We start from the raw sequence: 24,077 nt of genomic DNA, 5'->3' as shown, positions 1-24,077 counted from the left end.
ACCTGTGGGAGCGGGCTTGCTCGCGAAAGCGGAGTGTCAGTCAACATCTCTATCGACTGGTTCACCGCCTTCGCGAGCAAGCCCGCTCCCACAGGGTAATTTGCTGAGTCAGGCTTTTGTGGCCTTCAGATAAGCCCCGAGGCGCCGCCCCATTTCCTCTCCCAACGCCTGCAAGCCACTCAGCGGCCGCACCATCACTTCAAACTCGACAATCCTGCCCTGTTCGTTGAAGCGGATCATGTCGATGCCCTTGAGCTCTTTCTCGCCGACCCTGGCGCTGAATTCGAGAATCACGTTCAAGCCATCCGCCGTCGCCAGCTCGCGGTGATAGGCAAAATCCTCGAACACGGTCATGACCGTATTGAGGATCATCGACACCACCGGCGCCCCCGGATACGGCGTGTGCGCCATCGGCGAACGGAACACCGCCTGCGGATCGAGCAATTCGGGCAAGCCACTCAAATCGCGGTTGCCGATCATCGCGTGCCACTGCTTCAGGGACGCGGCGACATTGGGGTTCAGGTTCAGCTCAGACATCTTCAACTCCTGTTTTTATTGTTGTGGTGCGAAAGCGTTGATCGATAACCCTGGCGGCATCGTCGGCCCATTGACGATAAAGCATCGGCCCCGGATGAAAACCGTCGCTGGCCATCAAGCCCGGTTCGGGTGCCAGCGGGGTGGTCAACATCGTGCATTGATCCACGCCGGCGGCCAGATCCGCAAGCCGTGCGTTGAAACGACTTGCCCTGAACCCCAGAAACCAGCGCAGCGGCTGTGGCAGGGCGGGGAACAAATGCATCGGCGGAAGCGGCGACACCACAACCTGCCTCACCGCGAACCTGTCGCACAACAGCGCCATCAATCGCTGTTGCCGAGCGAGCCACTGATCCAGGGGGAGCGAACTGGTGACATCGTTGACGCCAATCGACAACAGCACCACATCGAATGGCTCGGGGGCATGCTGTTCGAGCAGCTCCAGCAACCCTTGCGAATCCAGGCCGGTGCGCGCCCAGAGTTTCCACGACACCCGGTAATCCTCGGCCAGGCGCTCCACCAACCGACCACTGAGCGCCTCACCTTGAGTCGCCGCACCCACCCCCGCCGCGGCGCTGTCGCCGACAATCAACAACCGCAGAACCTCGCCGCTACCGGCCTCGCCCTGGCGTTCACCTTCGGCCTCCGGCAGTCTGGGCGTCACCCGTCGCGTGTACAGGCCCTGCATCAGCAGCAATGGGCCGAGCAAAATTTTGGCGAGGGTTTCCCTATGGCTCATGGGCAGTTGCCTGATTGAAGAGAGAGATTAGCCGGCGAACTCGTCATCGAAAATACGCTCGATAGGCAGCGCAAATGCCCGGGCAATCTGGAACGCCAAGGGCAGGCTGGGATCATAGCGGCCATTTTCGATGGCATTGATGGTCTGCCGCGAAACATTCAACAACGCCGCCAGATCGACCTGCGACCACTTGCGTTCGGCACGCAGTTCCTTGAGACGGTTTTTCATTGGTAGCGCCGCTTGGCCAGCCTGAGCCCGATCATCCACATCAGGCCCATCACGGGCCACACGCAGACCCAGGACACGTGTGGAAAGCCGACATTCTCCAGAAAGCCGTAAGTGAAGGTCAGCAATGCCGAAGCGGCAAAGGCAAAACCGAGCGCTTCGTACTGGATACGCAAGTGCATTTCGTCCAGCGTGCGCATGTTGCGCACTACCGCCCAACACATCAGCCCCGCAGGAATCACCGGCAACAGCGTGATGACGATCTTCAGCGCCATTGCCATTTCCTGCTGATCCTTGAGCAGGATGACCGACAGGATCAGCAATACCGAGTACAGCGCTGCTGCGGCGCCCATTTCCATGTAATAGCGTTTCATTGCATTTTCCTGATGTAAAAAACCCTTTACATGTTCGGCAAGTTTTTTAGCGGTGTAAAGGGTGTTTTACATTTGGCGTGCGGGTTTTCCATTGGCCCAGATCGCGTAAGGCCTGTTGTTCAAACCGTAATGCAAAACCCTGTAGGAGCGAGCTTGCTCGCGAAGAACTCAAGAGCGCCGCGTTTAGCCAGTAAACCCGCGTTATCGTTAACGCCCATCGTCGGAACGCCGCCCGGAGCAAGCTCGCTCCTACAGTAGGCAATGTCATCGACCAACGATGCACAGCTCCCCGGTCGCACGAATCATCGCCTGCCCATGCAGGTAGTCCTTGATCAGCGTCGAGCGTTCGGTGGCCAGCCATTGCGGGCAGTTCGGGTCTTTGCGGTAGGGCAGGAACGCGGCGTACTGCGTGAGCAGCAGGTTCTGCAGCTTGTCGAGTTTGGGCCGTATGTCGTTGCTGAGGTCCGGCCGTGGCGTGTCCGGTGCCTTGTGCGCCGCTTGCCATTGTGCGAGCCGGCCGTATTGCAGCAGTTTGCTGGCTTCGATCTGGGCAGCGATCAGGTCGGCGACATCGTCGGGGTCGAGCTTGCGCTGCTCCGCCTGCTGGCGCGCGTTGGCGATGACTTGCGCTTCCCGGGCATTGTCCTGGACCGGTTTGCCGCTGTCCCACTTGGTCAGCGCCACCAGTTCACTGATGTTCAAGCGCTCGTTCATGGTCGCCAGCAAGGGTTGCAGGGCATCGGGTGCCGGGGGCGTCGCGCCGGCCTGGGCACCGCCAGCGAACAAACCGAGCAGGGCGCAGGCCAGCCAGTGCGAAAGGCGTGGGGAACGGGGCATGGACGGAATCTCCTTGAACGCAAAAATCACTCCGGCTTGTGTATCACAAGTGCGGCCAGGGAACGACAGGTTGCGAATGATTCAGGCCAGCAGCCGCTCAATCTGCGCCAGTTCCCAGGTGCTGAGCAAACTCACCGGGTCGGTGCCGAAGCGCTGCCCGTTGTCGAACGCATACTCGCGGCCATCGGGGCATTGGCCGTGCAGGCAGTGGCGCAAGTGGCCGGCGTCGACATCGAGCAACAGGCGCCAGCCGTCGATGTCGATCCGTACATGACTGGACTCGCAAGTGTCGTCGACTCGCTTGAAGGTGCGAATACCCTGGGCGGCATCGCGCAACGGCTGGTAAACCTCGCGGGCGGTGAGGGCGGGCACAGGTGTCTCCGGAATGAAATCGGGGGAGGCACAGGATAAATCATCAGCCTGCATAAAAGCCCGGCCCGTGAGGCCGGGCTTCACGCTGCGAGCCACCAGCGACCCTGCAACAATGAAGCAGCCCGGAGATTCGGCCTAGACCACCTGCACATTCTGAGCAGTACTCGCCACGCCATGACAACCGCACGCCAGGAGATGGCCCTGCAATACGACCGGAATGCCGTTCATACGCCGGCGGGGATGCCCTTCGACGAAGGCAAACTCGCCCAGATGCAGCGGGCAGGAAGCCTTGTCGCCCAACACCGCCGGGGTTTTTCCATTGAGGGTATGCGTGCCTTCGAGCTGGCAGGAAACCACGGTGCCACCGCTGCTGGTGGTGTCGCCCAGGCAAATGGGATGGCTCATGTTCTGGGTACGCCGCCATTAGGGGCGCCGAACTTGAAAGGGTCGGCACCTCGGTTCTCGCGGTTCTTCGCTTTGCGTGCCTCGTCTGGCGGGCGGATCATCTGTACCGTCAGGCTGCCGTCCTGGCCGGCGTAGACTACCGCGCTGGCTCCGCCGTCCAGGTAGCTGGCAATGGTTGCCAGGTTGATTTCCACCAGGGCCCCACTGACCCCGGTATTGCCCAGACGCCGACCGATGTCGTAACCCTCATCGACATTGCTCAACTCGATACCGTGGCCGTCCGTATTCAGGCCGTGCAAGGCATTGGTCAGGGCGATTTCAGCGTCCCGGTTGTCGGTGGTGTCATAGAACACGCGGACCGGCTTTTGCCCTTTGGGTAACGTCTCCAGGGCTTGCAGCCAGCCGGCTTGCAGGGCCTTGGCCTGCAAGGCCGGTTTCAGCCGTTGGCCGTGTTCATCCTGCATCGAGATCTTGATTGGCCGGTGCAAATAACCCAGCACCGGCGCGGCGTCGAACTCTTTGACCTGGTGCTGAGCCCAGCGGATGGGTAGCCATGGGGAGGGTTCGAAGTAGCCTGCACCTCGATCAGAGACCGTGTTCCAGAGCGAGGGGAGTTGCGATTGCCAGTATGCGGTGGACATGGTGGTAGGCGCATAGGGGGCTTCGGAGGCATTGGCACGCGCTGCGGTTTCATACCAATCCATAAATGCTCTATCACGGTCCCAATAAAAGGCCCACAGTTTGCCCAGATCAGTGTTTTTGTTTTGGTTGTCCTCAAGCTCGTGAGTGGCATAACGGCGAATGTACCGATCCACCCGATCCGAGCGAGTGACCAGCAGCCCGGTCATGCTTTCGTACACAGTGGGGACAACATGACCGTTCTGCAACCCCGGGGTACCTGGCACGCGCAAACCGTTTCGTGTGACGTCGCCGTCCTCGCTCACGATCAAGGCCTGGGGCACTTTGGGGTTGTCATCAAAGAACTGGAACAAGCGCTCGATCATGCCTTGGGCGTGGGTTGTATTCTCCGCGTCTTGCCACAAAAAGAGCGTGACTCCGAGCGTGGCGGCATTGCGACCATTGAGGATGTTATCCGCAGCGCCTGTATCTGAAGGTTGCTTGGGCGGCGCGATGGAAAACACCGGGATTGGCCAGTACGCCACTGACGCGCCTGCCGAATGTTTGAAGGCGACTCGGATTTTGATATCTCTGCTGATCTCTCGGGAGTCTAGTGAGTCTGTGTAATCCTTGGGGTCCCGTGAGTAAATCGAAGCAAAGTTGTTATTTTTCTTCTTGATGAATTGCCAGATCTCCGATTGGTGGTCCTGGTAGATCCCAAGCCCCACCCCGCGGATTTCCAACGCATAAGTCCGCGCTTGCGTGGCCTGTTGCTCGGTGATTTGCGCCATGACGTTGGCTTTATAGGCGGCGAGCCCCGCCTTTTCACTGGCAACGGCTTTGCCCCACCAGTGAGCGCTGAAAATCAGCAGCAAGGGCCCCAGAATAGCGGCGATACCCCAGCGCAGTACCGGGTTGATGTCACGAAGTTCCACGTCAGATAACCCGTACGTTCAAAGCATTGCTCGTCACGCCATGACAACCGCAGGCCAGGAGATGGCCCTGCAATACGACCGGAATGCCGTTCATACGCCGGCGGGGATGCCCTTCGACGAAGGCAAACTCGCCCAGATGCAGCGGGCAGGAAGCCTTGTCGCCCAACACCGCCGGGGTTTTTCCAGTGAGGGTATGCGTGCCTTCGAGCTGGCAGGAAACCACGGTGCCGCCGCTGCTGGTGGTGTCGCCCAGACAAATGGGATGGCTCATGGTTTGTTTCCCGGCATACGAAATCTGAACGGATCGGCGCCGTGGGTTTGCTGGTTCTTCGCTTTGCGGGCTTCGTCTGGCGGGCGGACCATTTGCACGGTGACACTGCCGTCTTCGCCGGTGTACACCACCGCGCTGACACCACCTTCCTGATAACTGGCAATCGTGGCGAGGTTGATTTCGACCAGGGCGCTACTGACGCCGGTGTTGCCCAGACGCCGACCGATGTCGTAGCCCTCGTCGACATTGCCCAGCTCGAGGCCGGCTCCATCGACATTGAGGCCGTGCAAGGCGATGGTCAGGGCGATCTCGCCAGGGGTGTTGTCGGTGCTGTCGTAAAACACCCGCGCCGGCTTTTCACCTTTGGGCAGGGTTTCCAGTGCTTGCAGCCAGCCTGCTTGCAGGGCCTTGGCCTGTAGCGCGGGTTTGAGCGGTTTGCCGTTTTCGTCACGCATCGGGACTTTGATCGGGCGGTGCAGGTAGCCCAACACCGGGGCTTTATCGAATTCCTTGACTTGATGCTCGGCCCAGCGGACCGGTAGCCATGGGGAGGGCTCGAAATGACCGGGGCCTCGGTTGCTCAGGGTTTGCCAGAGAGTGGGGAGTTGGGATTGCCAGTAGGTGGAGGACATGGTGCTGGGGGCATTAGGTTCCTCCACACCTCTTGCCCGCTCAGCATTTTCATACCAGTCGATGAATGCAACATCACGATTCCAGTAGTACGCCCACAACTTACCCATGTCTGTATTTTTGTTCTGGTTGTCCTCTGAGTCGTGGGTGGCATAGGGGCGGATGTAACGGTCTACCCGATCGGAACGGGTAACGAGCAAGCCTGTCATGCTTTCGAATACAGTCGGGACCGCATGGACGTTTTGCAGGCCGGGGGTGCCGCGCTGTCGGTAAACGCTTCGGGATACATCGCCGTCCTTGCTAGCGATCAATGCCTGTGGGACATGTGGGTTGTCGTCAAAAAAAACGAAGAGCCGTTCGATCATTGCTTGTGCATGAGTGGTGTTCTCGTCGTCTTGCCAGAGAAACTGTGTCACCCCCAAAGTGGCGGCATTTCGACCAGAGTTGATCAGACCAGCAGCTTTGTAGCCTTTTTCATAAGGGTCTGGCGGGCCCAACGCAAACACTGGTATCGGCCAGTAGGCAACTGAGTCACTGGCCGAATGCTTGAACGCAACACGTATATTGATTTTTTGAGTGATCTCTCGAGAGTTCACTGAGGCGTCGTAATCCTTGGGGTTTTGCGAATAGATTGAGGTGAAGTTACTGTTGGTCTTTTTGATTTCTCTCCAAATTGAAGATTGATGCCAATTATCAACGGCAAGCCCCGTACCCCGTATTTCCAGCGCATAAGTGCGCTCCTGGGTAGCGATGTGCTCGGCTCTTTCGGCCATGACTTTTGATTTGTAGGTCGCGAGTTCTGCCTCTTCGTAGGCTACGGCCTTACCAAACCAGTGCCCGCTGTAGGTCAACACTAACGCGCCAAACATACTTGCTATTCCCTTAAGCATCACGGCGCTCATATCCCCCAAATCCCTGTTTTCCGCCTGTGCTGCGTAGATGATGAGTAAAAATCCAAGCCATGTAGCTGTCAGTGCCCCCGCAGTCCAGAGATAGCCCTTCAGCTTCGGCCGCTGTGATTTGTCCTGCCGACGATCCCTCATGGGTGTGCACCTTTTCCCTTCGAACCAATTATCAGCGCTGGCGGCGCCAGCGAAACCAGCTCGTTTGAGGGAAACTTACCCCTGTCGTAATACTGATAATTGGCCTTTACCAATGCCCGCGCCTTTGCACTAAGTCGAGACCAACCCGGAAGATTGCTGACTTCTTCAAACCGATTTTCATCCATCTTCCAATCCGCAATCGCCACCAACACCTCCCGCATCACCGGATCATCCAGGCACTTGGCCTGCCCAATCGCAATGTCCATCGCCGTCACCCAGCGATGGTTCTCCGGGCTGCGCAATACAGCCGAGTGATAGCTGTTGTCAGTCCATTCCTTCTGATCAACCTGCATGCGTGCACGGATTTCGTTAGGGGTTTCTTCACGGTAGATGCGGTAGTGGTCCTTACGATTGAGCATCGGGTTGCCGGACACTGGCGTCTGGCGCAGGGCCCGGGTCTGGTCGTTCGGCTCTTTGCCGTGATTCCAGCGAACAAGCCCGTCGTCCAGGTCGAGTCGCTTGTCACTGTTGGTCACGTGAATCCATTTGAAAGTGGCACCGGGGTTGCCCAATGCAGCGTTTTGCGACACCGCATCCGGTCGATCCTTTCCGGCCTGATGGGTAGACCCCGTCACGGCTTCGCCACCAAACATCTGCGGTGCATGGGGTGGGTGCAGTTGTTCGGCATTGATGGTGCGTTCCTGGCCTTCACGGATCCCTGTTTGCGAGGCTATCGCTGCGACCGAGCCGCCACCGGGATAGCGCGGCTCGCCTTCGGCACGGGTGAGGTCCGCTTGCGGCGGTTTGCCAACCAGTACCGGCTCGCCGTCACGCAGGCGCTTGGTCCACAGGCGCTGGTAGAAGCGCATGGACTGCAGCGCGGTCATCGCCGGCTGGCCATCGGGCAGTTCGTCCGGCACGCCGTAAGTGCCGATGCCTTGCACATCATCCAGCGCTACGGTGGTGTCGTCCGGGCAGAAATACAGGTACACCTTGCCGCGGTTGTCGCGCTCGGGAAACACCAGGGTGTTCCCGTCAGCGCCCAGGCGCTGGCCTTGTTCGGGTGACCAGCGCGGCCCCGTGCGACCGCCATAACCCGGTACGCCACAGCGCACGGCACTGAGGGGTGGTTGCGCATGAGGGGATTGAGTGGTGTGTTGCACGATGTCGATCAGGGTCTGCAGGGTTCGCATATTTTTCGGCGTCGCGTCCGGCAGTACCGAATAGGGCGAGGCCACCATGATTGCGCAGTCGGCACAGCGTTCACCGCGATCCACCAGCATGGCCTGGGCGAGCAAGGTGATCAGCGTGCCCTGGCTGTGCCCCATGATGGTGATGGTCTCGTCGGGTGAGACGCGGCGGATCTCGCTGACCAGCATCGCCAGCCGGGTCGCGGCCAGCACGAAATACCGCCGATGCGGCGCCTTGCCCATGTACAGGGAGTTAGGCATGGTGGGTTGAACCCAATGGCGCAGCCATTTGCCGAACCCTTCTTCGTACATCCCCAGCAAATTGTTGGTGGCGTTAGCGAAAAATCCGCCGCCTTTGGCAAAATGACGGTCCAGACGATTGTCGAACCTGTCCAGGAATTGATCGCGCAAGCGGGCCGGATCGCCATTTTTATCGCGTTTGATTTCGCCGGGTTCGGCCCGGTAGCCCCAATAAAACGGAATCAACAGGCTGCGGGTCTTGGGGGCTTCGGTATCGCGCTGGTAGAGGTAAGTATCTGGATCGTCGAGTATTTGCCCCTCGTTGTCCTTCCACGCCTTCCTGGGCGTACTGTTAGCCTCGTTGTACTTGGCCCCATACCGCCCCGCCTTGAGATCCGGCCGATCCAGCCGCTCGTTAACCCCTTGGCACAACCCGGTCTCCACCGACTCATAAGACGCCCCGGGGTCATTCACGCCGTGCAGGAAAATCACCACGCCAGGCAGGTCTCGCGGCACAGCAGTGTTGTGATCCGTGGATCTATTCGGCAGCAAACGACTCGTGCCGGTGGCGATCACTGTGTTGTCCGTATAGCTCATGCTTTTCATATCCTTTTGAAATCATGTTCCTGTCGTCGATCACTGGGTCGACACTTTCCCTAGCTTCCGTCGGTACGGGTGTCTGGTCCGATGCTGGGGCCAAAAGGGCCTGATGCGTCCGCCCCGGTACTGTTCGAGCCCGGGTTCGCTGCCTGGTGGGATGAGTTGCGAAAAACCTCGAGATTGGCGAGCTGCATCTCTGTTCGCTGGAGCAACTCGGTTAGACCATCAGTCCCCGTGATGCCTTGCACCATGCCGCCGTCTTCCAAGGCGATTTTGTAGGGTTGGCCTTGAACAATTGCGGCTGGATCACCTTCGTAGTGCAGTCGATGCCGTTGGTCCGCGCCGTCCCGACCAAAAACAGGAACGGCAGCACTATCGGTCTTGGGCCCCACCCAGTCATGCTCGCCGGCATGCACAATTGCCTTGCCCTGGGTACCGATCTCGACCCCGCCACCGATCCTGATGTAGCTGCCGTCATCGGCCACCAGGCGGATGGTGGGGGCGGTGATGAGCACTTCGCCTTCGGCGGCCGACAGGTGCAGGTTCTTTTGCGCATTGAGCACCATGTCGTCGTCTTGGGCCTGCACTAGCACCTTGCCGCGATTGGCGATGGCGCTGATACCCTCGTCCTGGGCGAAGGCGCTGATGCCTTTGCCGGCGTGCAGGCGCATGGCCGCGCCGCTGTTCAGCTGCAAATGATCCTGGGCGGTGGTGTCATGGTTTTCGCCGGCGTAATGCACCTGCGAGCGCGGTGTGGCACTGGCAATGCCGGCTTCAGCCGCTACCGCGACCACCGGTTCGCCCGGACTGTTGCTTTCGGGTGCCGGCCATTGACTCAACGACTGACGCAACGCCTCGATGCCCTGGGTGTCGATCTTCGGGCTGCCTCGGGCAGCGGCGGTCTGGCCGAGGGACTGGAACAGCTCGCCGCACTCGGCCAACAGCTTGAGCAGTTCTTCGCGGTCCAGCTGTGAACCCTGCGCATCGTGGCGGGCGTAGGTGGTCAACAACAGCCCTTGGGCCGCCCGCAGGGCAATCGCGGCATCGCTGCGCAGTTCGGCGCCCTGGCCGCGCGCCTGGGCCTGCCCGTCGGTTCGCGGCGTGACGAGCTTGCCCAGGTTCAGCGCGGTGGCCTGATGGGTCGTGCCCAGTCGGGCGCGCAACGCGCCGGGTGTATCGTCGAAGAGCAGTTCGTTGAAGCCCTGGCCCTGATGTTCCCGGGTCTGGATCCCGGATAAGGTTCGATTGCCCGGCAACCCCGTGGCGTTACTGAAGTGCGGGGGAAAATGGTCGGCGTTGTAGAGCACCGACGTCACCAGGGGGCGGTCGATGTCGCCGCCGAGGAACGTCACCAGCACTTCCTGACCGATGCGCGGCAAAAACTGATGGCCGAAGCCGGCGCCACCACTGGGCATGGCGACCCTTAGCCAGGTCGTGCCCTGGGCAGGGTCCTGCGCCCGCTGCCAATGAAAGCGCACTTGCACGCGCGCCAGTTCGTCGGTGAAAACCTCCTCACCTTCCGGGCCCACCACAATGGCGGTGAGCGGCCCGGAAATCGTCGGTCGCGGCGTAATGATCGGCGGGCGAAAGGCAATCTTGTGGCGGATGCAGACGAAACTGTTGTCGTAGCTCGCCGGTTGATCCGTCAGGTAGTTGTTGCGGCCTTGGTGCTCCACCTTGAGCAGGAGGAACTGACGATCATCCACGGGATCAGCATCGTGATCGAAGTGCTGGGTCAGTTCGAAGGTGTAGCCCGGCAGCATGGCGCGACAGTTGCTGGCGCCCTCAAACGTCTTGCCCTGGACCTCCAGGGCTTCGAGTCGATGCCGCACCAGCGCTTCGCCATCTGCAGGCATTCCGTGGCTGTAATGACCGGGAAAGTCGTAGATCTCGTAGGCTGGCACATCACCCTGGACGTTGAGGCTGGGCATGCTGACCGGCAGCGGATTGCGCGGTTGCCGGTAGTCGAACGTCCGGATGGCCATCTTGCCGGACTGCAAAACCCGTTGGCTGCTCCATCGGGTGATCGAGTCGGCGGTCTCGGTGACCGCCGCGCTGTGGTAGCGGATCCGCGGTTGCCGGGCCAGCGGCTCAAGGTTGCGCGAATGGTCGGTGATGATCAGGCGGTGTTCTTCCTTCGTATGCTCGAAGTAGAACATCAAGCCCTCACGTTCCAGCAGGCGCAGGACGAAATCCAGATCGCTCTCGCGGTATTGCGTGATGTAGCTGTGGGACTTGAGCGGCTGCTCCAGGCGGAACTCGAACCTGGGCAGCACGCCATAGTGGGCGAACACCGTGCGCAGGATGTCTTCGATGCTCTGCTCTTGAAAGATCCGCGAGTCGACACGTCGTGACAGCATCCACAGCCAGGGGCTCAAGGTGGCCGAGTAGTAAGCCAGACCGCCGTCACTGTTCTGCAGGCTGAATCGACTGATGTAGCCGTGAATGTAACGCGCCTCGCCGCTCGCCAATTCAATCTCGAGTGACGCCGGCTGCCCCATTAACGACTTGAGTTCCAGTCGCGCATCCTGACTGATCAGCGACAACTCGAAACTGAATAGTGTCGACACGCCCTCGACGCCGGAAAAGTGCTCGAGCAACAGCTCCTGCTGGTTCGCAATCGGGGAGGTGAACCTGATCAGACGCCGGTTCTGTGGCGAGGATTTTTTTGTCAGTTCCATTAACAAGCTTCCTGCGGCATAAGCAACCCGTGGTCACCCCAGGACCTGCGCATCCATGCTCCTGGCGAAACCCAAAGGCGGCAATTAAGTCGCTTATGAAATAACTTGTATGTAGGACGCTTCCTTTTTTAGATGCGGATTTGTCGTCGCAATCGCGATCGACGCCGTGGCGCTGTACGTTTTTTTGTTTTGGGCGGCGGTAGAGGCGTGGGTACCGAGGGCGAGTCCTGAAGCAGGCGTGAACCTGTTTCAGGACTGGACTAAATGCACACAGCGGCCATCAAACTCAGGCTTGTTTATTCAACGCCGCTTCCGCCGCGGCGATTTCAGCCTGGCGCTTGACGATCATGTCGCCCACCGGTGGCCCCTGGAAGCGCCGGGCTTCAAAACCGAACCAGACGATGGCGGTCAGGACCAGGAAGCCGATGGTGATGTACAGCGCCCAATCGTTGGGTGGCTGGATGCCGATGACGAATATGATGATCATCGACAGGATCGAGAGGATGGCGAACACCGAGTACCAGAATCGCCCCATGTTCCATGGCCCCATGGTCGGCCACTTCGACGTCCCGTAGGTAAACAGGCCGAGCACGATGGGGATGGCGAAGGAGAAGAACAGGAAGATCACCGTGCAGGACACCACGATCGTGTAGACCGGCGTTGCTCCGACCGAGATCACCGACGAGCCCCAGTCGAACAACACGGCGAGGGTGGCACCGGTCCAGATGGCCGCCACCGGGCTGCGAAAGGTCGGCGAGACCGAGGCCAGGGCTTTGGAGCAGGGCAGGCCACCGTCTCGGGAAAAGGCGAAGATCATGCGCGAAACCGAGGTGACGGTGGCCAGCCCGCAGAGCACCTGCGAGACGAAAATCGCCACGTAGAGCACCAGTTTCAAGGTCGGGTTGACCTGGGTGTTCATGGCCCAGAAAAACACGTTCCAGCCTTGCTTGGCCGCCTCGTCCATGCTCGGCAGCATCAGCACGAACGCGCTGAGCATCAGCCAGCCGAACAGCAGCGACCAGACCACCGACATGACCATGCCGCGGGGCACCGACATGGCCGCGTTGCGGGTTTCCTCGGAGGTATGCGCCGAGGCGTCATAGCCGGTGATGGTGTAGATCGGCAGCAGCAGGCCGAGCATGAACACCCAGCCGTTGGAGACCTGCGGCCAGACGCTGCCGCCCGCTTCGCCGGAATAGTTGCCGAAGGTCCACAGCCGCGCGAATTCAAAGCTGGGTGCCGAGATCAGGCAGACGATGGTCAGCGCCAGCGCCGTGGCGAAGATCAGGTAGCCGGAGAAGTCGGTGAGCCTGGCCGTCAGGCCGATACCCAAGTGGTTGCACAAGGCTTGAAGGCCCGTGAGGATTGCCAGGAAAATCACCCTGACCGTGGTCGTGTCCTCCATGCCCAGTGCCGGTCCGAAGGCACCGAAAAAGAAGTAATAGGTGCCGACGTTGATCGCCCCCAGCACCGTGACCAGCCCCAGCAGGTTGAACCACGCGGTCAGCCAGCCGGTGAAGCGGTTGCCGAGGATCGAGCCCCAGTGGTACAGGCCGCCGGCGGTAGGGTAGGCCGAGGAAATCTGCGCCATGGCCATGGCGAATACCCCGGAGATCAGGCAGCCGATCGGCCAGCCGATCCCGATGGATATGCCACCGGCGCCCGAGGTGCCCTGGGCCAGTGAGTTGATGCCGCCGGAGAGGATGCAGATGATCGAAAAGGAAATGGCGAAGTTGGAGAAAACACCCATTCGTCGTGAGAGTTGCTGGGCGTAGCCCATGCTGTGCAGCACCTTGACGTCCTCGTCATGCGCGTCGGTGCCCGGCTGGCTTGTTGGGTTCATTGTTGTGTGCCCCTTTTCAGGTTTTGGACAGGCCGAACTGAGCCGCCGTAGGCTCGACCTTGGTTTTCTGTAGGAGCGAGCTTGCTCGCGATGGACGTCAACGATGACGCGGGGAGCCTGACACCCCGCGTCATCCACACGTCCATCGCGAGCAGGCTCGCTCCTACAGACGGCCGTGAAGTGCCGCGTCGAAAATCTTTGCCACGCCGTCCCGGGTCAAGGGCAGCGGGTTGCCACCTGCCGAGGGGTCGATAATCGCCATGTCCGCGATCAGGTCGGCCTGCCGGTCATCCACGCCCAGTTCAACCAGGGTATGGGGCACGCCGATGTCCTTGCGCAGCTTGAGGACGAAGGCCAGGAAACTGTCGAACCCCGGGGAGGGCAGGCGCAGGTACGCCGCCAGGCGGGTGATGCGCTCCTCGATGGCCGTGCGATTGAATTGCAGGACATAGGGCATGAAGGTGGCGTTGGTCATGCCGTGATGGGTGTCGTACAGCGCGCCCACCGGATGGGAGAGCGCATGCATCCCGCCCAGGCCTTTCTGGAACGCCGTGGCGCCCATGGCCGCCGCCGCGAGCATTTGCGCGCGCGCCTCGAGGTCCGACGGCGTGTGTACCGCTTTCACCAGGGCGTTGGCCACCAGGCGCATGCCTTCCACCGCAATGCCATCGGCCAGGGGGTGAAAACCGGGGGCGCAGTACGCTTCCAGGCAATGGGATAACGCGTCCATGCCCGTACCCGCGGTGACCTTGGCGGGCATGCCGACGGTGAGGGCGGGGTCACTGATGACCACGCGCGGCATCATTTTCGGGTGGAAGATGATGCGTTTGGTGTGGGTGCGCTCGTCGATGATCACCGCCGCACGACCGACTTCCGAGCCGGTCCCCGCCGTGGTCGGCACGGCAATGACCGGGGCGATGCGGCTGTCGTCGGCGCGGGTCCAGTAGTCGCCGATGTCTTCGAAATCCCAGACCGGGCGGGTCTGGCCGCTCATGAAGGCAATCAGCTTGCCCATGTCCAGGCCACTGCCGCCGCCGAAGGCGATCACACCGTCGTGTTTGCCGGCGCGCCAGGCGTCGAGCCCGCCGGCCAGGTTGGCTTCCACCGGGTTGGGCTTGAGGTCACAGAACAACGCCACACCCAGGCCGGCGGCGCGCAGCGCGTCCAGTGCCGACGTGGTGATCGGCGCGCGCGCCAGGCCGCTGTCGGTGACCAGCAAGGGGCGCTCGATACCCTGGCTGCGACAGACGTCGGCCAGTTCGGCGATGCGCCCGACGCCGAACCGAACGCTCGTGGGGTAGTTCCAGTTTCCAGTCAGGTTCATGGTCTACACCTCGTGACGCAGATGAAAGGATTTGGCCCGGGTCAGGTGCTCGTAACCCAGTGGCGACAGGGTGACGCCGCGCCCGCTGTTCTTCACGCCGGTCCAGGCCAGCGCCGGGTCCAGGTAGTCGCAGCGGTTCATGAACAGCGTGCCGGTGGCGACTTGGTTGCCCAGGCGTTCGGCCGCTGCGAGGTCCCGGGTCCAGATGGACGCGCTGAGCCCGAACTCACTGTCGTTCATCAAGGCAATAGCCTCGTCATCGCTGGCCACCGGCATGATGCCGACCACCGGACCAAAGCTTTCATCGCGCATGACCGACATTTGATGGCTGACATCGACCAGGACCTGCGGCGCGAGGTAGGCGCTGCCCGGCACGTCAGCGGGAAAGGCCTGCGGATCGATCAGCGCCGTCGCGCCCTGGGCCAACGCTTCGGCGATCTGGCCACGAACGAAAAACGCGGCGCCCGGTGTCACCATCGGACCGAGGGTGGTGGCTTCGTCCAGCGGGTTGCCCAGCACGTACTGGCGGGTCAGTTCGGCGAAGCGCTCGACAAACACCGGGAAGATTTTCTGGTCGACATAGATGCGTTCCACCGCACAGCAACTCTGCCCGGAATTGAAGAAGCTGCCGTCCACCAGGTTTTCCACCGCATGCTCGAGGTTGGCGTCAGCCCGCACGTAGGCCGGATCCTTGCCGCCGAGCTCCAGGCCCACGCCGATGAAGCGTCCCGTGGCGGCGCTTTCCATGGCCTTGCCGGCATCGACTGAACCGGTGAAGTTGACCTGCTGTACCCGGCCCGAATCAATGATCGCGGCGGTCTGCCGATGATCGAGCAGCAGGTTGTGGAACAGGCCATCCGGCAGATGGGCGCGGCGCATGGCCTCGGCGAAACGCTCACCCACCAGCAGCGTCTGCGACGCATGCTTGAGGATCACACTGTTGCCGGCCATCAGCGCCGGGATGATCGTGTTCACCGCCGTCAAATAGGGGTAGTTCCACGGCGCGACCACCAGCACCGTGCCCAGCGGCTCGCGCTTGATGTAGCGCCGAAAACCCGCCACAGGCGCCGGCTCTATAGCGGCCAGCGCTTGCGGCGCGATGGCGATCATGTGTCGGGCGCGTTCGGCAAAACCGCGCAGTTCGCCGGCGCCATAGCGCACCGGGCGACCCATCTGCCAGGCCAGTTCCGGCACGATGTCCGCCTGCATCGACAACATCGCGTCCACTGCGGCGCTGCACAATGCTGCGCGTTCGCTCAGTGATCGGCGTTGCCATGCCGCCTGTGCGCTGGCAGCGGCGGTCAGCGCCTGCTCGACCTGCGCCGCATCGGCCATCTCTCGTTCGACGTACACCCGGCCATCGACCGGGGAGATCAATTGCACCTTTGCAGTCATGATGTTCTCAATAGCGCTCGAAGCCGCGCTGCAGTTCCCAGTCGGTGATTCGCCGGTCGTACTCTTTCTGTTCCCACTCGGCGGTGTGCACGTAATGGTCGACCACCTCATCGCCGAACGCCTCGCGCAACATGGCGGAGGCCTTGAGGGCGGCGCTCGCATCGCGCAGGGTCTTGGACACTTCCGGCAAATGCTCGTCCTGGTAGGCATCCCCTTCGAAGGGCGGCACGAGATCGAGCTTTTCGTCGATACCGGCCAGGCCCGCCGCGATCAACGCGGCGAAGGCCAGATAGGGGTTGAGGTCGGCGCCGCCGATGCGGCATTCGATGCGAATGGACTTGCTGCCTTCGGCACACAAGCGAAAGCCGGCGGTGCGATTGTCGCGGCTCCACACTGCCCGCGTCGGCGCAAAGGTGCCGGCCTGGAAGCGCTTGTAGGAGTTGATGTAGGGCGCGAGAAAGCAGGTGATGTCGTTGGCGTACTTGAGCTGCCCGGCGACCCAGGCACGCATCAGTTTCGACATGCCGAACTCGGCTTTCGCGTCGAAGAACAGTGGCTTCTTCGCGTTCTTGTCCCACAGCGAATTATGGATGTGACTGCTGGAACCGGCGGCGTCGTAGCGCCACTTGGCCATGAAGGTGATCGCCTTGCCCTGCAACTGCGCGATCTCTTTGCAGGCGTGCTTGATGATGACGTGGTGGTCGGCCATGGTCATGGCATCGGCGTAGCGGATGTTGATTTCTTCCTGGCCCGGGCCCCATTCGCCCTTGGAGTTTTCCACGGGAATGCCCGAGGCCTGCAGATGCTTGCGAATCGCCCGCAGCACCGGCTCTTCGCGGGTGGTCTGGAGGATGTTGTAGTCCTCGATGTAATGGCCGGCGGTTTTCGGTTTGTGATAGTTGCGCTTGTGGATCGCCTCGTAGCTCTCATCGAACAGATAGAACTCGAGCTCCGAGGCAAACATGCCGGTATAGCCACGCTCGCGCAGGCGCTCGACCTGCTTTTTCAGAATCGCCCGCGGGCTGTGGGGCAGGTCCTGGCGATGGTGATGATCGAGCACGTCGCACAGCACCAGTGCCGTGCATTCCAGCCAGGGCACGCGGCGCAGGGTGGACATGTCGGGCTTGAGCACGAAATCGCCGTAGCCCTTGCTCCAACTGGCTGCGGCGTAACCCGGTACCGGCTCCATGTCGATGTCGTCGGCCAACAGGTAGTTGCAGCAATGGGTTTCTTCGTGGCCGCTGTCGATGAAAAACTCGACCTGGAAACGCTTGCCGACCAGGCGTCCCTGCATGTCGACCATGCAGACCAGCACGGTGTCGATTTCGCCGGCGGCAGCGGCGCGTTTGAGTGCATCAAAGCTGAGGAGGGGCTCGGTCATCACGGCAATCCTGCGTGAAAGGTTTTGGCCAGTCTGAGATCGCTGTTGCAGACGCTCTCCAGAAACACCGAAACCTGCAGAACCGAGCATCATGAGCAACGAGTTGCTCAAAGCTTAGACTACCGTAGCAATGTGCAACTATTGTAGGAGCGAGCTTGCTCGCGATGGACTTGAGGACGCCGCGTTTAATCAGGTAACCCGCGTCATCGTTGACGACCATCGCGAGCAGGCTCGCTCCTACAGGTCAGGGGTGGTCGCCTTTACTCCGGCAATCCCGCCAGGCGCAATCCCTCGACGAAGCGGGCGAAATCCTCAGGCCGTTGAATGGGCAGCCAGTCCTTGAGGGCGCACAGGCGCAAAGAGGGATCCAGCGCTAGCAGGCGTTGCATCGCCAGATTCGCTTTGTCCATTCGACCACCGAGCGCATGACTGGCCGCCACCAGTGCCGCGGCGACCAGCAGGCTGGGCAGGTTGCCCAATGCCTTGTCCGCCCAGGCCGCAGCGGCATCGAAGTCCCCGGCGAAGAAATGCGCGAGCGCCATGCCGACCTGCATCCTGAACATTTCCGGGTCCAGCGGGCTCAAGCGAACGGCATGGTTCAGGTGCTCGATGGCCGCGTCCGTTTCACCGCGCAGCGCCCGCAGGATGCCGCCGAGAAACCAGGCGGGGGCGAGGTTGGGGTTGAGCAGGCGTGCCCGGTCAAGCAGTGCAATGCCGCCGTCGACTTCGCCGGCGAGATGGGCCAGTGCATGTCCGCCCCGGGTCAACGCGACGGCATCATCGCGGCCGAGGGCCACCGCCAGCCGCGCCAGCCGTATGCCCTCGGCGATTTCTGCAGGCCGATCGCCCATCCAGCCATTGAGCTTGCGCCAGAAGTGGCACCAGGCAGCCATGCCATAGGCCGAGGCAAATTCCCCATCGAGCTCGATGGCCTGGTAGAACATCGGCAGGGCCTGCTCGATGGCTTCCCGGCCGCCGCTGTGCAGTTTTGCCATGCCCCGCAGGTAGTAGTCGTAGGCGTCGAGGCTATCCGTCGGCTTGCGCTTGGCGCGTTCGATTTCTGCCCGCTCCAGTTGCGGCGCGATCGCGCCGACGACGCTTTCGGTGATTTGGTCCTGCAGCTCGAAGATATCGTCCAGCAGGCCTTCGAAGCGCTCGGCCCAGAGGTGCGTACCGCTGGTCGCGTCGATCAGTTGCCCGGTAATGCGCAGCTTGTTGCCGCTCTTGCGCACGCTGCCTTCGAGCACGTAGCGCACACCCAGCGCCTGGCCAACGCCTTGGGCGTCCACCGTCTGGCCCTTGTAGGTGAAGCTCGAATTGCGCGCGATGACGAACAGCCAGCGAAGACGCGACAGGGCGGCGATGATGTCCTCCACGACGCCGTCGGCGAAGTATTCCTGCTCCGGATCGCCGCTCAGGTTCTGGAAGGGCAGGACGGTGATCGAGGGTTTTTCTGGCAGGACCAGCGCAGGGGAGGGGTTTGGCTTCGGGGCGGCGCTCGGGTATTCATCGCTCTCGGGCTGTCGCGCTTGCCCGGTCAGGTCGCCATTGATCCGGCCAACGAAGCGGTAGCCTTTGCGGGCGACGGTGCGTACCAGGCGCTGCTCCTCACCGGTATCGCCGATGGCCTTGCGCACGGCATTGATGTGGCTGGTGATGGTCGATTCCGAAACGATCCGGTCGCCCCACACCGCCTTGAGCAGTTCGTCCTTGCTGACGACGCGGTCGGGATTGTTGACGAACAGCAGCAACAGGTCGAAGACCTGCGGTCCGACGGCCACGACTTGCCCGCGCAGGGTCAGTTCCCGGCGCTCCTGATCGAGTACGTAATCTTCAAAGCTGAATGGCAAGACGGGCATCCCCGGGCGGCTGGTTGTGACTGCAAAGAATGATACGGCAGCTCGTCAGCCGCTGCACCGTCAGCGGCAAGGGAGGCTGGACGACCGTCAGTGGCCTTGGACAAAAATCCAAGCGCTCTCCAAGGCAAACCCAAGGACTTGCCTGACCCGTGAAGGCAATCTCTCCATACCGACGCAATGGTTGCCGTCGACAAGTGGAGAACAGTCATGAAGATCGTCGTCATCGGAGGCTCCGGCCTCATCGGATCGAAACTTGTGAACAACCTTCGCGAGCGCGGCCATGATGCGCTCGCCGCCAGCCCCAGCTCGGGCGTGAACAGCATCACCCGCGAAGGCCTGGCCGCAGCGATGGATGGTGCTGACGTGGTGGTCGACGTGGCGAACGCGCCGTCGTGGGAGGACCAGGCCGTTCTCGATTTCTTCCAGACCTCCAGCCGTAACCTGCTGGCCGCCGAAGCGGCTGCCGGGGTTCGTCATCACGTGGCCCTGTCGATTGTCGGCAGCGAACGGCTTCCCGATACCGGCTACTTTCGGGCCAAGGTTGCGCAGGAAGCCCTTATCAAGGCGTCCAGCATTCCCTACAGCATTGTGCGTGCCACGCAGTTCTCCGAGTTTGCCGGCGGCATTGTCCAGTCGTTCGCCGTTGGCGATGAGATTCATGCGTCGCCGGCTCTGATCCAGCCGATAGCGTCCGACGACGTGGTAGCGGCGCTGGCCGATGTCGTGCTGGCAGCACCGCTCAATGGCACGGTTGAAGTCGGCGGCCCGGAAACCATGCCGATCGACGACCTGGCCAGGCGCTATCTGCGAGCCACCCAGGACGGCCGCAAGGTCGTGCCGGATGTACATGCCCGTTACTTCGGCGCCGTGCTCGACGATCAATCGCTGGTCACCGGCAAGAACGCACGCCTGGGCGCGATTCGCTTCGACGACTGGCTGGCCCGGTCGACAGCGCAGTAACGCATCGCACCCTTACATTTCCCTACCCATCCAGGAGAAATTCCATGGTTACCCGATTGCTAATGGCCGCTGTCTTCGCAGCGCTCTCGATCAGCGCCGCCTCGGCCGCCGAGCCGCCTCCCGGCAAGGTGACGGTGGTGTTCGACCGTCCCATTCCCAACATCCCTGGCAAGAGCATGAGGGGCGTGGTCGTCGAGTATGGGCCGGGTGCTGCGTCGCCGGCCCACACCCATCCGAAAACGGCCTTCATCTATGCAACCGTGCTGGAAGGCTCGTTTCGCATCCAGGTCAAAGGCCAGCCGGAAAAGATCTACAAGGTCGGCGAAAACTTCGTAGAGGAGCCGGGTTCCGTGCACCTGGTCAGCGCCAACGCCAGTGACACCCAACCGGCACGCCTGTTGGCGGTGTTCGTCCTCGACACCGAGGAAAAGGTGCTCGTCACCCCGATCAAACAGTGAGCCGATCAACCCGCTCATGAAGGCTCGACAGCCGGGCGGCAGACCCTGATCGGGCATCACGCCGTCACCAACGGCGTGGTCCTGGGCAACTACGTCATTCCGGGTGGGCACGCGCTCATCGAACGGCTGACGACTACAACCGCGATGCTGGAGGGGAAGGGCATGGACCCGCTGACCGCCGGCCGCGCCCATCCTGGTCGGCATCAAGATTGACCTGGCGCGCTATGCGAAAGTGCATGAACAACGGACGAATTGATCACCCACACGAAAAAGCCCGGCGGTTGAGGCCGGGCTTTTCGTTGAGTCCTGCGGTAAAGCACTGCATTCAGACAGCGCGGCTTTCGATCAGACGGTCGGAGCCACCTTCGGCGAATACAGGTTGAGCAGAAGTTGCAGTCGAGCGTTACAACACCTTCAGAACCAGAGGCAAGGAGTCGAAAATATACTCTTCCGGGTTGTCACTAAAAGAGCTGACACGAACTTCTCCGCCTGCCTCCTTGAATTTTAGTACGTCAGGTAATACGACCGTTTTCTCGTCACTTTCCGGCTTCCATCTCTCAATATAAAGGATTCGGCCATCCCGACCGTAGCTCGTCCAGGTGCAGTTAATTGTCCAATTGGGACTGAGTAGAATGGTCAATCCATCAGGGTAATCATGCTGCGAGTTCAGATTTCCATCTTTGGCTTCGGGAGCCTTTGGGGCAGGGATCACGGAACCCGCTGACTTGACGGATGTGACGGTGGTCGATTCGGAATGCCGCGAGGGGCCACCAGCGGCGGGGATGACCTTGTACGTGACCTGAAACGTTCCGAGATTATTGATGAAATAGCACACAAAGCTCTTCGGCACTCTGATGTCGATATAGGATTCAGGATCGCTGACTTTCAGCTCGGTCGAGTATTTTTTCACTATTTCGGTTGAAGTGTTCTCCCAGGTCAGCTTTATGCGATCGCCGCGCGCCATGCCCGGATAGACCGCCAGTCGAGTTATCGCCCCCGACTCTTCGATCTCGCCTTCATAAAGAATGGTGGTACGTTCATCCCGCTCCATCACCATGGGCGCAGGCAGGAGTTCGACGCTGCCCGTGCGGGATCTGTCGTTTTCGAGTTTGGTCTTGCGAATCGCATTATTTTGAAATTCGTTCACGGTGGAAACTCCAAAGAGAAGATTTGATTGGTTCAATTCATCGCAAGGAGTGGAGTAAATTCTCACCCCCCCCTGTAGTCGACAGGTTCATTAGGGGGCACAGTTGGCGATGTAACAACTGTAACAAATGACAGGTTTTTCTTAAAAACAGGTGCCGTTTGTCGCGTGGATACACTCTTCTATCCTGAATGAAAGAAGAGGAGGCGCTACACGGGGGGGGCGCTGAAATATTGGGACTGATTTATTTCATGTGCACGAAAAAGCCCGGCGCTTGAGGCCGGGCTTTTCGTTGAGTCCTGCGGTATAGCCCTGCATTCAAACCGCGCGGTTTTCGATCAGGCGGTCGGAGCCACCTTCGGCGACGCGGTTCTGCATCAGCTTGTCGGAGCCGCCTTCGGCGACGCGGTTTTCGATCAGGCGATCCGAACCACCTTCAGCCACACGGCTTTCAATCAGACGATCCGAGCCGCCTTCAGCGACCACAGGTTGAGCAGAGTTTGCGGCGAAAGCGTTAACTGCGAAAACCGAGAAAGCGATGCTGAGGAGGGTCTGGCGTTTCATGATGGTGTGCTCCGGGGTGCTTATGGGTGGGTATGGAGCAGATGTTACGCCGGGGATTTTTTAAGAGAACTTCATTGAACTGATGGTGACTATCGATGCAGTCAATGGATCGAGCACCGCACATGCAGGTACCGCTTTTTGTGGCGAGGGGGCTTGCCCCCGTTCGGCCGCGAAGCGGTCGCAAGAGAGGAAAATGCGTTCTGTCAGGAAAAACACCGTCGTTGATCTCAGGCCCGCTGCGCGGTCCAACGGGGGCAAGCCCCCTCGCCACAGAGTCATCGCAAGGCAATCAGGCTTCGCTGATCTGGCTCACGCTGGTGATCTGCCCATTCCAGACCATCTCGTAATGCGCCGTCTGCACAATCGACGAGACGGGCCTCGGCGTCATCAACGCCCAGCAATGACTGCCCGGCATGCGCACCGAGCGATAACGCAAACCGGGACAACCGGCGTCCCGCACCGCCCGCCCCAGCACGCGGGAATGGCTGTAATCGTCCGACGCATACACCGGATCGGTCAGCGGCAGGGCGGTGGCGTCCTTCATTCCGCCATCGCCAAAGGCACAGGCCAACCCACGAAACACAAACCGCTCATAGTTCAGGCTCGGCACCTTCGACCAATACAGCGCCTGGTGATGCCGCACTTCGGCCAGCGCCGTTTCCATCGAGTCCGCCAGGTACAACACCCCGAAACTGCCGTCACTGAAGCGCGACCCCGCCGGATTGACATGGGTAAACGGCGCAATGGCGTAAGAGCACCCGGCAATCCCGAACGGGATCTCGCTGCGCGCAATCAACTCCAGCTGACCCACTTCATTCTTCAACCGCGGATTGGTCAGCGCCTGAATCTCGAACAGCACCTCAAACTCATCCGCGTCCGCGACGTCATCAAACAACGCAATCGGCGGAAACTTCGAATTGACCAGGCGATAAGCCTGCAACGACTGACCGGCAAACACCGCCAGCTCACTCGCCATCACCATTGCGCACCCCGCAACATGTCGATGCGGCGGAAGGTTTCATACAGCGCAATCATGTCGCCCTGGGCCATGATCTCCAGCGGGCTGCGGCCATTGAAAAACTCATTGTCATTGGCCATCGAGGCAAAGCCGTACACGTTGTCCGGGTTGTCGAACACCAGTCGCAGCGTGGCGTGAATGTTCAGCACGAAGCTGATGCGCTGCATCTGATCCGCATCCAGTGCCACCGCCCAGTCCGGGTCACGCTGACGGGCGCGGGTGTAGGTGCTGCGGGAAATGCGCAGGATGCGACAGGCCTGGTCAGTGCTGGCCTGCCACTTTTCCAGAATGCTCACTGCAGCGCGCAGGCCGGTGACGCATTGGTTTTTGCTGAACGATTGGGCTTGGGCGGAGATGGCCATGTTCGTGTCCTTGTGATGCATCTATAGATTCAAATGTAGATTTAATGAGTCTGTAGAGCAATGTTCGTGCGACAG

At 60.8% G+C, this 24,077-nt stretch carries 21 protein-coding genes and 2 pseudogenes; 2 read left to right on the top strand and 21 right to left on the bottom strand.

What is annotated here, in order from left to right:
* Nucleotides 1–108: 108 nt before the first annotated feature.
* From ACEN83_RS19870 to ACEN83_RS19790, 17 genes and pseudogenes are all read right to left on the bottom strand, one after another.
* Nucleotides 109–537 carry a nuclear transport factor 2 family protein gene (locus tag ACEN83_RS19870; RefSeq protein ID WP_218483594.1) on the bottom strand — a complete coding sequence of 143 codons (429 nt, stop codon included), beginning with the start codon at nt 535–537 and terminating at the stop codon, nt 109–111.
* Nucleotides 530–1,273, bottom strand: a complete 744-nt coding sequence (locus ACEN83_RS19865) for an SGNH/GDSL hydrolase family protein (protein ID WP_495578185.1) — start codon at nt 1,271–1,273, stop codon at nt 530–532. The genes ACEN83_RS19870 and ACEN83_RS19865 overlap by 8 nt, the downstream gene beginning before the upstream one ends.
* Nucleotides 1,274–1,300: 27 nt before the next feature.
* Nucleotides 1,301–1,501, bottom strand: coding sequence for a helix-turn-helix transcriptional regulator (locus ACEN83_RS19860; RefSeq protein ID WP_104447726.1), 201 nt, complete (start codon nt 1,499–1,501; stop codon nt 1,301–1,303).
* Nucleotides 1,498–1,872 carry a hypothetical protein gene (locus ACEN83_RS19855; RefSeq protein ID WP_495578184.1) on the bottom strand — a complete coding sequence of 125 codons (375 nt, stop codon included), beginning with the start codon at nt 1,870–1,872 and terminating at the stop codon, nt 1,498–1,500. The genes ACEN83_RS19860 and ACEN83_RS19855 overlap by 4 nt, the downstream gene beginning before the upstream one ends.
* Before the next feature lie 264 nt (nt 1,873–2,136).
* Nucleotides 2,137–2,709, bottom strand: a complete 573-nt coding sequence (locus ACEN83_RS19850) for a chorismate mutase (protein WP_495578183.1) — start codon at nt 2,707–2,709, stop codon at nt 2,137–2,139.
* An 81-nt stretch (nt 2,710–2,790) separates the two neighbouring features.
* Nucleotides 2,791–3,081 carry a DUF7693 family protein gene (locus tag ACEN83_RS19845; protein ID WP_495578182.1) on the bottom strand — a complete coding sequence of 97 codons (291 nt, stop codon included), beginning with the start codon at nt 3,079–3,081 and terminating at the stop codon, nt 2,791–2,793.
* A 135-nt stretch (nt 3,082–3,216) separates the two neighbouring features.
* Nucleotides 3,217–3,486, bottom strand: a complete 270-nt coding sequence (locus ACEN83_RS19840; protein ID WP_102699150.1) for a PAAR domain-containing protein — start codon at nt 3,484–3,486, stop codon at nt 3,217–3,219.
* The gene (locus ACEN83_RS19835; protein ID WP_495578181.1) at nt 3,483–5,039 is read right to left on the bottom strand and encodes a type VI lipase adapter Tla3 domain-containing protein; all 1,557 of its coding nucleotides are present in this window, start codon (nt 5,037–5,039) and stop codon (nt 3,483–3,485) included. Before ACEN83_RS19835 ends, ACEN83_RS19840 begins: the two co-directional genes overlap by 4 nt.
* A gap of 1 nt (nt 5,040) precedes the next feature.
* Nucleotides 5,041–5,310 (bottom strand): PAAR domain-containing protein, encoded by a 270-nt coding sequence (locus ACEN83_RS19830; RefSeq protein ID WP_495578180.1) that lies wholly within the window; start codon nt 5,308–5,310, stop codon nt 5,041–5,043.
* Nucleotides 5,307–6,983 (bottom strand): type VI lipase adapter Tla3 domain-containing protein, encoded by a 1,677-nt coding sequence (locus ACEN83_RS19825; protein WP_495578179.1) that lies wholly within the window; start codon nt 6,981–6,983, stop codon nt 5,307–5,309. The genes ACEN83_RS19830 and ACEN83_RS19825 overlap by 4 nt, the downstream gene beginning before the upstream one ends.
* Nucleotides 6,980–9,010 (bottom strand): T6SS effector phospholipase Tle3 domain-containing protein, encoded by a 2,031-nt coding sequence (locus ACEN83_RS19820; RefSeq protein WP_495578178.1) that lies wholly within the window; start codon nt 9,008–9,010, stop codon nt 6,980–6,982. The genes ACEN83_RS19825 and ACEN83_RS19820 overlap by 4 nt, the downstream gene beginning before the upstream one ends.
* A gap of 334 nt (nt 9,011–9,344) precedes the next feature.
* A pseudogene (locus ACEN83_RS19815) lies at nt 9,345–11,694 on the bottom strand (type VI secretion system Vgr family protein); the annotation flags it as partial.
* Nucleotides 11,695–11,980: 286 nt separating this feature from the next.
* Entirely contained in the window at nt 11,981–13,537 is a 1,557-nt protein-coding gene (locus tag ACEN83_RS19810; RefSeq protein WP_495578177.1) for an amino acid permease, read from the bottom strand.
* A 163-nt stretch (nt 13,538–13,700) separates the two neighbouring features.
* Nucleotides 13,701–14,861, bottom strand: a complete 1,161-nt coding sequence (locus ACEN83_RS19805) for an iron-containing alcohol dehydrogenase (RefSeq protein WP_495578176.1) — start codon at nt 14,859–14,861, stop codon at nt 13,701–13,703.
* A 3-nt stretch (nt 14,862–14,864) separates the two neighbouring features.
* Complete coding sequence (locus tag ACEN83_RS19800) at nt 14,865–16,256, bottom strand: aldehyde dehydrogenase family protein (protein WP_495578175.1); 1,392 nt, start codon at nt 16,254–16,256, stop codon at nt 14,865–14,867.
* A gap of 7 nt (nt 16,257–16,263) precedes the next feature.
* Nucleotides 16,264–17,637 (bottom strand): glutamine synthetase family protein, encoded by a 1,374-nt coding sequence (locus ACEN83_RS19795; protein WP_007979256.1) that lies wholly within the window; start codon nt 17,635–17,637, stop codon nt 16,264–16,266.
* Between the two features lie 260 nt (nt 17,638–17,897).
* Nucleotides 17,898–19,487, bottom strand: a complete 1,590-nt coding sequence (locus tag ACEN83_RS19790; protein ID WP_495578174.1) for a winged helix-turn-helix domain-containing tetratricopeptide repeat protein — start codon at nt 19,485–19,487, stop codon at nt 17,898–17,900.
* Between the two features lie 216 nt (nt 19,488–19,703).
* On the opposite strand from ACEN83_RS19790, the gene ACEN83_RS19785 reads away from it, so the two are divergent.
* Nucleotides 19,704–20,456 carry an SDR family oxidoreductase gene (locus ACEN83_RS19785; protein ID WP_495578173.1) on the top strand — a complete coding sequence of 251 codons (753 nt, stop codon included), beginning with the start codon at nt 19,704–19,706 and terminating at the stop codon, nt 20,454–20,456.
* 44 nt (nt 20,457–20,500) lie between these two features.
* The gene (locus ACEN83_RS19780) at nt 20,501–20,914 is read left to right on the top strand and encodes a cupin domain-containing protein (protein ID WP_007979246.1); all 414 of its coding nucleotides are present in this window, start codon (nt 20,501–20,503) and stop codon (nt 20,912–20,914) included.
* Nucleotides 20,915–21,317: 403 nt separating this feature from the next.
* On the opposite strand, the gene ACEN83_RS19775 is transcribed toward ACEN83_RS19780, so the two are convergent.
* The 4 genes and pseudogenes from ACEN83_RS19775 to ACEN83_RS19760 form a co-directional block, all read right to left on the bottom strand.
* Nucleotides 21,318–22,061 carry a hypothetical protein gene (locus tag ACEN83_RS19775; RefSeq protein WP_495578172.1) on the bottom strand — a complete coding sequence of 248 codons (744 nt, stop codon included), beginning with the start codon at nt 22,059–22,061 and terminating at the stop codon, nt 21,318–21,320.
* Nucleotides 22,062–22,385: 324 nt separating this feature from the next.
* A pseudogene (locus tag ACEN83_RS19770) lies at nt 22,386–22,622 on the bottom strand (hypothetical protein); the annotation flags it as partial.
* A 289-nt stretch (nt 22,623–22,911) separates the two neighbouring features.
* Nucleotides 22,912–23,604 carry an RES family NAD+ phosphorylase gene (locus ACEN83_RS19765; RefSeq protein WP_116581414.1) on the bottom strand — a complete coding sequence of 231 codons (693 nt, stop codon included), beginning with the start codon at nt 23,602–23,604 and terminating at the stop codon, nt 22,912–22,914.
* Nucleotides 23,598–24,002, bottom strand: coding sequence for an antitoxin Xre-like helix-turn-helix domain-containing protein (locus ACEN83_RS19760; RefSeq protein WP_495578171.1), 405 nt, complete (start codon nt 24,000–24,002; stop codon nt 23,598–23,600). Before ACEN83_RS19760 ends, ACEN83_RS19765 begins: the two co-directional genes overlap by 7 nt.
* Nucleotides 24,003–24,077: the final 75 nt, after the last annotated feature.

The sequence above is a fragment of the Pseudomonas sp. Pseusp49 genome (assembly GCF_059491875.1).
Note: the sequence above shows the minus strand (reverse complement) of the source record. Positions and strands in the feature narration are given on the sequence as shown.

Excerpts from the sequence above, each read along its gene's own strand:
- ACEN83_RS19870 (WP_218483594.1), bottom strand. The coding sequence starts at position 537 with ATGTCTGAGCTGAACCTGAACCCCAATGTCGCCGCGTCCCTGAAGCAG.
- ACEN83_RS19865 (WP_495578185.1), bottom strand. The coding sequence starts at position 1,273 with ATGAGCCATAGGGAAACCCTCGCCAAAATTTTGCTCGGCCCATTGCTG.
- ACEN83_RS19860 (WP_104447726.1), bottom strand. The coding sequence starts at position 1,501 with ATGAAAAACCGTCTCAAGGAACTGCGTGCCGAACGCAAGTGGTCGCAG.
- ACEN83_RS19855 (WP_495578184.1), bottom strand. The coding sequence starts at position 1,872 with ATGAAACGCTATTACATGGAAATGGGCGCCGCAGCAGCGCTGTACTCG.
- ACEN83_RS19850 (WP_495578183.1), bottom strand. The coding sequence starts at position 2,709 with ATGCCCCGTTCCCCACGCCTTTCGCACTGGCTGGCCTGCGCCCTGCTC.
- ACEN83_RS19840 (WP_102699150.1), bottom strand. The coding sequence starts at position 3,486 with ATGAGCCATCCCATTTGCCTGGGCGACACCACCAGCAGCGGTGGCACC.
- ACEN83_RS19830 (WP_495578180.1), bottom strand. The coding sequence starts at position 5,310 with ATGAGCCATCCCATTTGTCTGGGCGACACCACCAGCAGCGGCGGCACC.
- ACEN83_RS19825 (WP_495578179.1), bottom strand. The coding sequence starts at position 6,983 with ATGAGGGATCGTCGGCAGGACAAATCACAGCGGCCGAAGCTGAAGGGC.
- ACEN83_RS19820 (WP_495578178.1), bottom strand. The coding sequence starts at position 9,010 with ATGAGCTATACGGACAACACAGTGATCGCCACCGGCACGAGTCGTTTG.
- ACEN83_RS19810 (WP_495578177.1), bottom strand. The coding sequence starts at position 13,537 with ATGAACCCAACAAGCCAGCCGGGCACCGACGCGCATGACGAGGACGTC.
- ACEN83_RS19805 (WP_495578176.1), bottom strand. The coding sequence starts at position 14,861 with ATGAACCTGACTGGAAACTGGAACTACCCCACGAGCGTTCGGTTCGGC.
- ACEN83_RS19800 (WP_495578175.1), bottom strand. The coding sequence starts at position 16,256 with ATGACTGCAAAGGTGCAATTGATCTCCCCGGTCGATGGCCGGGTGTAC.
- ACEN83_RS19795 (WP_007979256.1), bottom strand. The coding sequence starts at position 17,637 with ATGACCGAGCCCCTCCTCAGCTTTGATGCACTCAAACGCGCCGCTGCC.
- ACEN83_RS19785 (WP_495578173.1), top strand. The coding sequence starts at position 19,704 with ATGAAGATCGTCGTCATCGGAGGCTCCGGCCTCATCGGATCGAAACTT.
- ACEN83_RS19780 (WP_007979246.1), top strand. The coding sequence starts at position 20,501 with ATGGTTACCCGATTGCTAATGGCCGCTGTCTTCGCAGCGCTCTCGATC.
- ACEN83_RS19765 (WP_116581414.1), bottom strand. The coding sequence starts at position 23,604 with ATGGTGATGGCGAGTGAGCTGGCGGTGTTTGCCGGTCAGTCGTTGCAG.
- ACEN83_RS19760 (WP_495578171.1), bottom strand. The coding sequence starts at position 24,002 with ATGGCCATCTCCGCCCAAGCCCAATCGTTCAGCAAAAACCAATGCGTC.